The organism is Polaribacter sejongensis, from assembly GCF_038024065.1.
Taxonomy (GTDB): domain Bacteria; phylum Bacteroidota; class Bacteroidia; order Flavobacteriales; family Flavobacteriaceae; genus Polaribacter; species Polaribacter sejongensis.
Map to the genome: position 1 here is coordinate 3,904,173 of NZ_CP150667.1, position 11,819 is coordinate 3,915,991.

Consider the following 11,819-nt stretch of genomic DNA (forward strand, 5'->3'; position numbering starts at 1 on the left):
TTTTTAATCTGATCTCACAAATTAAAAACGGTTTTAATATTTCTATAAATAAGTTTAATTATTTTTTTCTTCTTTTTTAGAAGTATCAAACATAATTGGTGTTGCCACAAATAATGATGAATAGGTACCTACTACTACACCAATAATTAAGGCGAACATAAATCCTTTAATAGAGTCTCCTCCAAATAAGAAGATTGCTAACATTACTAATAATGTTGTTAAAGATGTATTTATAGTTCTACCTAAAGTAGAGCTTAATGCTTTGTCTACAACTTCGCTGTATTTCCAATTAGGATGTGTTCCTGTAAACTCTCTAATTCTATCGAAAATAACCACAGTATCATTCAGAGAGTATCCAACTACGGTTAGAATTGCTGCTATAAATGATTGACCTATTTCCATATCAAAAGGCATAAAGCTGTATGTAATAGAGAATACACTTAATACAATTAAAACATCATGGAAAACTGCAGTTACAGCTCCAATAGAGAAAGATACCTTTCTAAAACGTAATAAGATGTATAAGAAAACAACTAATAATGATCCAAATACCGCGTATAATGCTGATGTTTTAATATCATCTGCAATAGTTGGCTCTACTTTCATATAACTCATTACACCAGAACCTTCTTTTTCGAAACCTGGTTTAAAGTTTTCATAAGTAGTTGTTCCTAAATAAGATTTTAATCCTGTAAATAATGCACTCTGAACTTGGTCATCTACATCTTGTCCATCTTCATCAATTTTATAAACTGTTGTTATTTTTAATTGACGATCAGAACCGTATGTTTTTACTTCTGGAGCCGTACCAAAAGCATCTTTTAAAGTAGAAGCAACTTCTGTAGCATTCATGCTTTGATCGAAACGAACAACGTAAGAACGTCCTCCTTTAAAATCTACACCTTGCTTTAATCCGATAGAGAAAATAGAAACAATACCTGCAATAATTACAGCACCAGAAACGATGTACGCAATTTTACGTTTTCTTAAGAATTCTATATTTATGTTTTGGAACCATCCTTTAGAGATAGAAGTATTAAATGTTAATTTACCACCTTTGTTAATAGATCTGTCTATTAATAAACGAGTAATAAATACTGCTGTAAATAATGACGTTGCAATACCAATCATTAATGTTAAAGCAAAACCTTTAATTGGTCCTGTACCAAAAACATATAAAATAACACCTGTTAAAAGCGTTGTAATATTTGCATCTATAATTGCAGATAAAGCTCCTTTAATAGAGAACCCTTCTTCTACAGACTGTTTTAATCCTTTCTTAATAGCTAAACTTTCCTTGATCCTTTCAAAGATAATTACGTTTGCATCTACAGACATACCAATGGTTAAGATAATACCTGCAATACCAGGCAATGTTAACACGGCGTTGAAAGAAGCTAAAATTCCGAAGATAAATAAGATGTTTACCGCTAAAGCGATGTCTGCATATAAACCAGCTTTTCCGTAATATAAAGCCATCCAAACTAATACTAATAAAATAGCTAATCCAAAAGATTGAATACTATGATCTATAGATTCTTGTCCTAATGATGGCCCTACAACTTCTATTTGAATAATTCTTGCAGCTGCAGGTAATTTACCCGCTTTTAATACAGTAGCAATATCTTCTGCTTCTGTAATTGTCATTGTTCCACCAGAAATAGAAGTTCTACCTCCAGTAATTGGCGTATTTACAGAAGGAGCAGTATATACATAGTCATCTAATACAACAGCAACAAATTTACCTTGGTTTTCGGTAGTCATTTTAGCCCATTGTTTTGTTCCAGAACTGTTCATAGTCATAGAAACTTCTGGCTTATTTAATTGGTCAAATACTTGAGAAGCATCTAAAATAACATCACCCTCAATAGTAGCATTACCACTACGGCTTCCTTTAATTGCATATAATCCAATTAGCTCAGTTCCGTCTGTACCTTTGTTAGATTTATAATCCCATAAGAATTTAACGTACTTTAATTCGTTAGGCAATAAAGCTTTTACGTCTTTTCTGCTTAATAAATCATTTACCATTGCCGTATCTAACACTCTAGCTTGTCCTACTAGAGAACTCATTTGTTGCTGAGATTGTGCTACGTTAGGAAATAAATAGGTGAAAAGGTTTTTTTGATTTACATCTGTAGAATCGATTGATTCACCTAATAAATCATCAATATCATCTGTTTTAGTTGAGTCGATTACTTTTTCTGCTGCACTGTTGTCTTTTAAGATTTCAGCAATTTTAGCATTTGCAGTAAAAAAGTAATTCTGAACTTCTACATTGGTATAAACTTCCCAAAACTGTAATTCTGCTTTACTAGTAATTAAACGAGTAACACGCTCAATATCTTTTGCTCCTGGTAATTCAATTTGAATTCTACCAGAATTTCCAATTCTTTGAATGTTTGGTTGTGTAACACCAAATTTATCAATTCTACTTCTTAATACTTCAAAAGCAGTACCAATAGAACTGTTAATCTCTTCTTGTAAAGTTGCTTTAACGGTAGCATTTGCTTCGTTAAAAGTAATTTTCTCGCTTAAAGCTTTTGTTCCAAAAATAGAAGGATCACTTAATTTAGTGTCTCCTGCAACTTTTTCAAACTCTTCAAAAAATAAGTCTAAATAAGTAGCGTTACTACTTTTTTGAGCTTCATCTGCAGCCTCTAGTGCTTGGTTAAAAGCAACGTTTTTAGAGTCGTTAGCTAAGCTTTTTAAAACTTCTTTTACAGATACTTGCAAAATAGCATTAACACCACCTTTTAAATCTAGACCAAGATTCATTTCTTTGTCTTTTACATCATTGTAGCTGTAAGAGGCAACACCTAAATTAATAATCTCTTGGTTTGCAACACTGTCTAAGTACTTTCTCTCAAAAGTAGCTTTTTGTCTTGCATCAATATTATCACCTTTGCTCTCAGCGTAAGCTACAGCGTCATCTTCTACCTTAGTGGCTAAAAATGTAAATGATAATTGGTATAAACTTACTATTCCAAAAAGGATAGCAAATAACTTTATAAGTCCTTTGTTTTGCATTTTATAATTATTTTATTGTCTAGGTTTTTAAAAAACGAGCAAATATATAGTTTCTCGTAAAATCTGACAATTATTTTTGTTGATTGTTTTTTGTAATTATGAGTTTGGTACTCATGATTTTAAAGTAGATATAAAAAAGTGTAAATGATTACATTTTTTATAGATGGAAGCTTCTGGGACCTGCTCTAACTTCTGGTTCGTTGTAAGATGTTTTATCTTTTATAAAAGGATTTGTTTTATGAACTTTATAACTAGTTTTAAAGAGTTGATTTTCTTTGTTTTGGTCTGCTTTTTTTAGGAAAGCAAATAAATTGTAATTGGTTATTTTATCTAAATTATATTTAAGTTCTACAACAAAATGAAAATCAGAATTAGAAATATCAGATTTATTTGTTATTTCATGAATATCAATATGGTATTTATAAGAATTCTCATCTTTTTCTTTATGATCAGGGTCTTCATTTAAAACTAACGTATGTTTCTTAGCTAGTTTTTTCTTGATTTTATCAATATGAAAAGTACTGTAGTAAGAAATCTTTAAAGTTCCGCTGTCTGTTTCATTGATTTTAATGTTTGAAACACCAATTTTTAATAGTTTTTCTTTTACGTCAGCAATGGTGCTTTCAATATCTTTTTGGTCAATTTTAACATCAACAAATTCGAGCACTATTTCTTGATTGGGTAAAGTAACCTCTTCATGAAATGCTCCGAAGCAAATAAATAGTAAGAATAAAGTACCGATGTACCATTTTGTTCTCATGTGTCAAATATATAAAAAAGATTGCTTTATCGTTCTGTAATAAAGAATCTAATTTAATTTTCTTGATAGGAACTTTAACAGATTATAATGTAATTTTAAATGCAAGATAATTGTCATATTCTTGCTTCTTAAAACTAATTATATTTACTCTTTTCTTTCATTGTAATTCTATGTTTTATGTTTTTTTTTAGTTGTTTATTACTTTGTGTTCTAGTTTTTTAAAATGTATTAGACTAGGTGTTGTGCATTTGTTTTATTACTTAGAATAGCATCGTTATATTGTACTGTTTTTATAAAATTTTGAGTTTTTTAATTGCGTTTTATTTGTGATAATCGAGTTTTATTTGTGAATTTGTTAAAAATTTTAACATAATTACAGTTATTTGATTATATTAATAAATTAAAAGGTTTTATTTAATGATTTGATTGTTGTATAATTTAAGTATGTTTGTTATTATACAATAACCCCCAAAATATTATACCAATTGAGTACTCTTTCCCTTTTAAAGCCTTGCTTGTTTTTTCGTTTTCTAAAAAAGAATAATTATAAAGACGCAAGTTATTTTTATAGGTCTTTTTTTAGTATTAAAAATATTAACTACTATTTGTTATTGTTTGAAGAGCTTAAACTAAGGAAGGTAGTTACTACTGAAAATGAAATTTTTTTTACTTCTAAGTTTAAATTCGGCAGTACAATTAGAAGTGTTAAAAGTGGTCTTAAAGATGATTTTCATACTGTTAAAACGCTTTGTGGTACAGTTATTTTATATTCTAAAACTATAATTGGAAGTGACAAAGTTATCTTGGAACTTCATTTTTATAAAAAAAAGTTAGTTCTTTTTAGGTATACTTTTTCTAATATGAATAATAAAAGTAAAATTGAAAATATCTTAAGGGAAAAATATTTAAATATTGACTCTAAGGTTTGTTTTTCAGAGTGTGCTATTAATGATTCTAATGGTAATTCTATCTTTGTAGATGATAAGGTTAATTTTTCTGTATTATACTTTTCTTTCAATTTTGAATTTCATGATTATGTTATGAATCTTAAAAAAATAAATGAAGAAAAAATTCTTGCTGAAAAATTAAATTGGAAGACAGAAATTATGAAAAGGCTTTAATGCTATTCTTTTTTGTTGAAAAGTAAAAATGTGTACCTATTGATAATTTATGGCTGTTATTCGTTTTTTAAAATGAGTGTAATACTCAACCTTATTTCCCCATAAGAAACTTCTTCGTTTAGTTTTTCGTAAATGGGTTTCAATGCTACTTTACGATCTAATTCATTAAAAGCAATTCGTACTTTATCTATAACTTTTGTATCCACAAGTTTTTCTAATTCCACCTCTTTTCCTTCCATATACAATTGAGAAAGGTGTGAAAAAACAGTAGTGATAGATAAGTTTCTTTTTTCTGCAATTTCTGAAGCATTAAAACCTTCTTGGTATAAATTAAACGTGTGTTGCATTGTACTAACTTTTCTAGGTTTTGCCACGCTTTTAAATTTACGAATCACGCTCATAAATTCGTCACCGTACTTTTCCATTTTGTTCATTCCAACCCCAGAAATAGCTAAAAATTCATTTTCGGTTGTTGGAAGTTCACTTGCCATTAATTTTAATGTTTTGTCATTAAAAATGATATACGCTGGCATGTTTTCTTCTTTAGCAATGGAATATCTTATTTTTTTTAGTTCTGTAAATAAATCTTTATTTGCTTCACTTCCAATTGTTGCTTTTATAGTTTTTGCTTTCTTCTTTTTGTCATCTGAAGTTAGAGGTGTTGTTAGTCGTATTGTTTTTTCTCCTTTTAAAACTGCCCACCCGATGGGTGATATTTTTAAAGCAGAATTTTCGCTATACATAATTTCTATCAAACCTTGGTTTGCCATTTGAATTACATAATCTCGCCAATCAAAAAAACTAACATCTTTTCCTATTCCGTATGTTTTTAGATTATAATACTGTTTGGAGTGGATATCTGCATTGTTACTTCCTCTTAAAACATTAATTAACATAGTAATTCCGTCTTTTTCTTTCATTCTTGCAATTCCAGAAAGTGCTTTTTGAGTTATAACAGTGCCTTCAAAATCTTTAGGAGGATTTTCGCAAACATCACAATTTCCACAGTTTTCTGTGAGATGCTCTCCAAAATAGGATAATAATATTTTTCTTCTACACGATTTAGCTTCTGCAAATTGAAGCATTCTGTTTAGTTTTTCTTTTTGCATATCGCTATTTGCTCCACCATCTGCAAATTGGCTGTATAATACAAAATCTCTCATGTTGTAGTAGAGGATAGTTTCTGATGGCAATCCGTCTCTTCCTGCTCTTCCTATTTCTTGATAATAGCCTTCTAAGTTTTTTGGTAAATTATAATGAATTACAAATCGAACATTTGATTTGTCAATCCCCATTCCAAAAGCAATCGTAGCTACAATTATTTTAGTATCGTCATTTATAAAATCCGTTTGTGTTTTTTCTCTTTCTTCATTATTCATTCCGGCATGATAAAATGCTACAGAATGACCTCTTTGCTTCAGGTGACTCGCTACTTCTTCGGTGTTTTTTCTACTCAAACAGTAAATAATACCACTTTGTTCTTTTCGTCGTTCTATAAAATTGCCGATTTCTTGTAGCTTTTTCTGTTTTGGAACTTGACCTCTAACTTCTATGCTTAAGTTTTTTCGATCAAAAGAAGAAATAAATAATTTAGAGTTTGTTAAGCCCAATTGGTCTTCAATATCTTTTCTAGCAGATTTATCCGCAGTAGCGGTTAAAGCCATAAAAGGTACTTTCGGTAAAGAGTTTCTAAAAACTTTTAGTTGTGTGTACTCAGGTCTAAAATCGTGTCCCCACATACTAACACAATGTGCTTCATCAATAGCGACTAATTTTATGTTTAATTCTCTAAGCCAAGTATTGCTTACGGATATTAATTTTTCTGGAGATAAATACAATAATTGTAATTCTCCATTCATTGCTCTACCAATTACATCGTTTTCTTCTTGCGGAGAAATGGAGCTGTTAAAAAAATCAGCTTTTATTCCGTTAGATTTTAAGGCTTGTACTTGATCTTTCATTAATGAAATCAATGGTGAAACTACAATGGTAATTCCATCAAAAACCAATGCGGGAATTTGGAAACAAATTGATTTCCCTCCTCCGGTAGGCATTAGTACAAAACTATCTTTTCCGTCTATGGTTCTGTTGATTATTTCTTCCTGTAAAGGACGAAAGTTGTCGTAACCGTATACGTTTTTTAAAAGGGTATGTGTTTGATTTTTCACTTTTTCAACAATTGGGGCTCAAATATACGGGTTTAGATATTTGTACAGTAATATCTATTTGGTTTCCTAGAAAAGATGGGATAGAAGTAGAGGTGTAAAAAAAGCCTCAAAGAATTTCTTTGAGGCTTTATGTATTATAATTTGTTGTAAAAGACTATTTATTATAATTCTAACAAAGCGTTAGTTGCTTTTACTCCTTTTGCAGAAGCTTGAATTTGAGTTTTTTCAGCATCAGATAATTTAATTTCTACAATGCTTTCAATTCCGTTTTTACCTAAAACAACAGGAACTCCAATACATAAATCACTTAAACCGAATTCACCTTCTAATAAAGAAGAACAAGGAAATATTTTTTTAGTATCACAAGCAATTGCTTGTACCATTGCAGAAACTGCTGCACCTGGAGCATACCAAGCAGAAGTACCTAATAAACCAGTTAAGGTTGCACCACCAACTTTAGTGTCTTGTAAAACTTGTTCTAATCTTTCTTCAGAAATAAATTCTGAAACAGGAACAGAGTTACGAGTAGCTAAACGAGTTAAAGGAACCATACCAGTGTCTGAGTGACCACCAATTACCATACCGTCAACATCAGAAATAGGCGCACCTAAAGCTTCTGCTAATCTGTATTTAAAACGAGCAGAATCTAAAGCACCACCCATTCCAATGATTTTGTTTTTTTGTAACCCAGTAGTTTTATGAACTAAATAAGTCATTGTATCCATTGGGTTAGAAACCACAATGATAATTGTATTTGGAGAGTGTTCTATTAAATTAGCTGAAACTGTTTTTACAATTCCTGCATTAATACCAATTAATTCTTCACGAGTCATTCCTGGTTTACGTGGAATACCAGAGGTAATAACACAAACATCAGAATTAGCTGTTTTAGAATAGTCATTTGTACTTCCTGTAATTTTTGTATCAAAACTGTTTAAAGAAGCCGTTTGCATTAAATCCATTGCTTTACCTTCTGCAAAACCTTCTTTAATGTCTAAAATAACAACTTCGGATGCAAAATCCTTAATTGCGATGTATTCTGCACAACTTGCACCTACTGCACCTGCTCCTACTACTGAAACTTTCATATATATAATTTTTAAGATTTATAATGTATTTGATCTCTAACAAAAGTACGAAAATTACTTAAGGTTTTAGTCTTATAAAAACAAAAAGACACCCTATAAAGGTGTCTTTTTACGAAAAGGATTTCGACTCTTTTTATCTAAAACTAAATGCAATACCTGCATTTACTGTGTTGTATTCTTGTAGGGTGTAGCTTCCGAAAATCTTAAAGAATCCTAAGCTTAATCTTGCTCCGATTGTAGATGTTAATCCACCAACTTTGTAGTTTAAGTTTAAAGGGTCTACAAGTGTTTTTCTATATGTTTGTCCAAGCCCTCCTGAATATTCTAATTCGTAAGTTCCGTTTATGTTTAAAGAAGAAGAACCGCTAACGTATCCAATACCTCCATAAACATTTATAAAAGGAAAATTTAATGAAGCTAAAGCTTGTACTGTATAAGAGTCTAATTTTAATTCTCCTAAACCGTCAGTTATGGTTACTCCATTGTCGTTAGGGTCGTCTATAGCACTTGTAACTGTCATATTCGTAAAAGCACCCATTATAGAAACATGAAGAGGTAATTTATCTAAAGGGCCAAACCAATTGGTGATTTCTTTTTTTATTCCTAAACCAAATAATTTTCCCTTTACATCATCGCTACCTACTTCTGGAACAACACGTACAGTTGCTTCAAATTGATAAGGTAGACCTAAGCTTATTTGTACGGATGGAGTTGGTGCTGCGTTTAAAGGTAGATCATCTCCAAAACCATCTGGCATTGTAAAGTTTCTCACTAATTCTGGGTGAATACCATTATTTATCGTAGGGTCTGAGTTTGCAGGTATGGTTACCTCAAAACCATTTTGTAAAGCACTATCACCACTCCCTAAAACGGTAGGAGAAGTTATTGGGTTTTGTGTGATTTTATCGGATAAGTTTAATGAATTTACATTAAAAATTTCTTTATCAGATGGAACAAGGGAAAGATTAGCGCCTATGGTGATATCAAAACCTAGTGTTTTGTGAACTTTTGCTGTGTGAAACCAACCGCTGCTCATTCCGTAGATAAAGCCTTCTGCCGCTGGTTTTAAATAAGCCTCTGTTAGTAGGTTTGCGTCTGAAATATCGGCAAAAAGAATGTTCTCTAAACCATCTTGTGCTTTTAGGTTAAATGTAAATGCAAATACGCAGATAATAATTAAAATGCTTTTTTTCATTGGTTGTGGTGCTTTATTTATAATTGGTTAAAGTTCTGTTAAAGTGATTGCTAAAATAGATAATTTTATTAATAAACAAAGGTTACTGATATTTTAATACTTTAAAAAGGGAGAAAATACCTATAAATGAGTATGTGCAAAACGTATGAAATATGTGTGTTTTATGGTCAAAAAAAATACACATTCCTATTGCTAGAAATGTGTATGATATAAAATTATTTAGATTGAAATCTTATACGTCTATGTTTGCGTATTTTGCATTTCTTTCTATAAAGTCTCTACGAGGAGGAACTTCATCTCCCATTAGCATAGAGAAAACTCTGTCTGCTTCTGCAGGACTATCAATTACCACTTTACGTAGTGTTCTAAATTCAGGATTCATTGTTGTGTCCCAAAGTTGATCTGCGTTCATTTCCCCAAGACCCTTGTAACGCTGTATGCTTACAGAACCACCCATGTTTTGAGCAATAATATCACGTTGATTGTCATCCCAAGCATATTCTCTTTTCTGACCTTTTTTAACTAAGTATAAAGGTGGTGTTGCAATGTAAATATAACCTTGCTCTACCATTTCTTTCATGTATCTAAAAAAGAACGTTAATATTAAGGTAGCAATATGTGAACCATCTACATCGGCATCACACATAATAACTACTTTATGGTAACGAACTTTAGATAAGTTTAAAGCTCTTGGATCTTCTTCTGTACCAATAGAAACACCTAAAGCTGTAAACATGTTTTTGATCTCTTCGTTTTCAAAAACTTTATGTTGCATTGCTTTTTCCACGTTCAAAATCTTTCCACGAAGTGGTAAAATTGCTTGAAAGTTTCTATCTCTACCTTGTTTTGCTGTTCCACCTGCCGAATCTCCCTCAACTAAGAAAATTTCGCATTGTGCTGGATCTGTTTCAGAACAGTCAGATAATTTACCAGGTAAACCACCAATAGACATTACCGTTTTACGTTGTACCATTTCTCTGGCTTTACGTGCAGCGTGTCTTGCGGTTGCAGCTAATATTACTTTCTGAACAATTGTTTTAGCATCATTTGGGTTTTCTTCTAAATAATCAGTTAACATTTCTGAAACTGCTTGCGAAACTGCAGCAGAAACTTCTCTGTTCCCTAATTTTGTTTTTGTTTGCCCTTCAAATTGTGGTTCTGCCACTTTTACAGAAACGATTGCCGTTAATCCTTCACGGAAATCATCACCAGCAATATCAAATTTTACATTTTTTAATAAACCAGATTCATCAGCATACTTTTTTAAAGTTCCTGTTAATCCACGTCTAAAACCAGATAAGTGCGTTCCTCCTTCGTGTGTGTTAATGTTGTTTACATAAGAATGTAAGTTCTCTGCATACGAAGTATTATATACCATGGCAACTTCAACAGGAATTCCGTTTTTTTCGCCTTCCATAGAAATTACTTGCGATGTTAATTGTTCGCGAGTAGAATCTAAATATTTAATAAATTCTGGTAAACCTTCATCAGAATGAAAAATTTCAGAAATAAAGTTTCCTTCATCATCTGTTTCACGTTTGTCTGTTAAAGTAATGGTAATCCCTTTATTTAAAAACGATAACTCGCGCATACGAGTAGCTAGCGTTTCGTAATTAAATACTGTAGTTTGTTTAAAGATAGATTTGTCTGGTAAAAAAGTAACAATTGTACCTGTAAAATCAGTTTCTCCAATGGTTTTAACTGGGTATAATGCTTTACCTTGAGAGTACTCTTGTCTCCAAACTTTACCATCTTTATGCACTGTTGCTACTAAAAGATCTGAAAGTGCGTTTACACAAGAAACACCAACACCGTGTAAACCTCCAGAAACTTTATAAGAATCTTTATCAAATTTACCACCAGCACCAATCTTTGTCATTACTACTTGTAATGCAGAAACGCCTTCTTTTTCGTGCATTCCAACAGGAATTCCACGTCCGTTATCTTTAGTTGTAACAGAATTATCTTCGTTTATAGTAACGTCAATTGTATCACAATAACCACCCATTGCTTCATCAATAGAGTTATCTACAACCTCGTATACCAAATGGTGTAAACCACGTACGCCAACGTCTCCAATATACATGGAAGGACGCATTCTAACATGCTCCATTCCTTCCAGTGCCTGAATACTGGAAGCATCATATTCTTTTTTAATTTCTTCGCTCATTATATAAAGTAAATTAATGTTTTTTTAGATTGATGAAATTTGCCCTTAAAAAGCAAAATTCACAATCTCAAATTTACAATTAATAAAGGGGTTTTAAAAGCTTTTTAGAGATTATTGTCTGAAATTATCAACATTTGTTAATTTTTAAAAAGTGCTTTAAATCGCTTAAAATGGGTGTTAAATTTAATTTTGATGTTTTTTAAATCGAGTTTAAATTTCGGTTGATTTAAAGTAGCTTAAACCTTTTGTTTTAAAACTACAAAATAGCAGACATTCTTAGTTTGAAG

The 11,819-nt window shown here is 31.2% G+C and carries 7 protein-coding genes; 1 reads left to right on the top strand and 6 read right to left on the bottom strand.

The features are described 5' to 3' along the window. Nucleotides 1–54: 54 nt before the first annotated feature. Complete coding sequence (gene secDF / locus WHD08_RS16080; protein ID WP_208890061.1) at nt 55–3,030, bottom strand: protein translocase subunit SecDF; 2,976 nt, start codon at nt 3,028–3,030, stop codon at nt 55–57. 157 nt (nt 3,031–3,187) lie between these two features. Continuing rightward, nucleotides 3,188–3,790 carry a hypothetical protein gene (locus tag WHD08_RS16085; RefSeq protein WP_208890060.1) on the bottom strand — a complete coding sequence of 201 codons (603 nt, stop codon included), beginning with the start codon at nt 3,788–3,790 and terminating at the stop codon, nt 3,188–3,190. Between the two features lie 605 nt (nt 3,791–4,395). On the opposite strand from WHD08_RS16085, the gene WHD08_RS16090 reads away from it, so the two are divergent. Beyond that, nucleotides 4,396–4,911 (top strand): hypothetical protein, encoded by a 516-nt coding sequence (locus tag WHD08_RS16090; protein WP_261972643.1) that lies wholly within the window; start codon nt 4,396–4,398, stop codon nt 4,909–4,911. 56 nt (nt 4,912–4,967) lie between these two features. Here WHD08_RS16090 and recQ read toward each other — a convergent pair whose 3' ends face one another. The 4 genes from recQ to gyrB all read right to left on the bottom strand — a co-directional run bounded on the left by recQ (nt 4,968) and on the right by gyrB (nt 11,532). Next, a complete protein-coding gene (recQ, locus tag WHD08_RS16095) occupies nt 4,968–7,079 on the bottom strand; it encodes a DNA helicase RecQ (protein ID WP_208890058.1) in 2,112 nt (703 codons plus the stop codon). A 161-nt stretch (nt 7,080–7,240) separates the two neighbouring features. Continuing rightward, nucleotides 7,241–8,167 carry a malate dehydrogenase gene (mdh, locus tag WHD08_RS16100; protein WP_208890057.1) on the bottom strand — a complete coding sequence of 309 codons (927 nt, stop codon included), beginning with the start codon at nt 8,165–8,167 and terminating at the stop codon, nt 7,241–7,243. Between the two features lie 133 nt (nt 8,168–8,300). Continuing rightward, nucleotides 8,301–9,362, bottom strand: coding sequence for a DUF6588 family protein (locus tag WHD08_RS16105; protein WP_208890056.1), 1,062 nt, complete (start codon nt 9,360–9,362; stop codon nt 8,301–8,303). A 232-nt stretch (nt 9,363–9,594) separates the two neighbouring features. Beyond that, nucleotides 9,595–11,532, bottom strand: a complete 1,938-nt coding sequence (gene gyrB, locus WHD08_RS16110) for a DNA topoisomerase (ATP-hydrolyzing) subunit B (protein WP_208890055.1) — start codon at nt 11,530–11,532, stop codon at nt 9,595–9,597. Between the last annotated feature and the right edge of the window lie 287 nt (nt 11,533–11,819).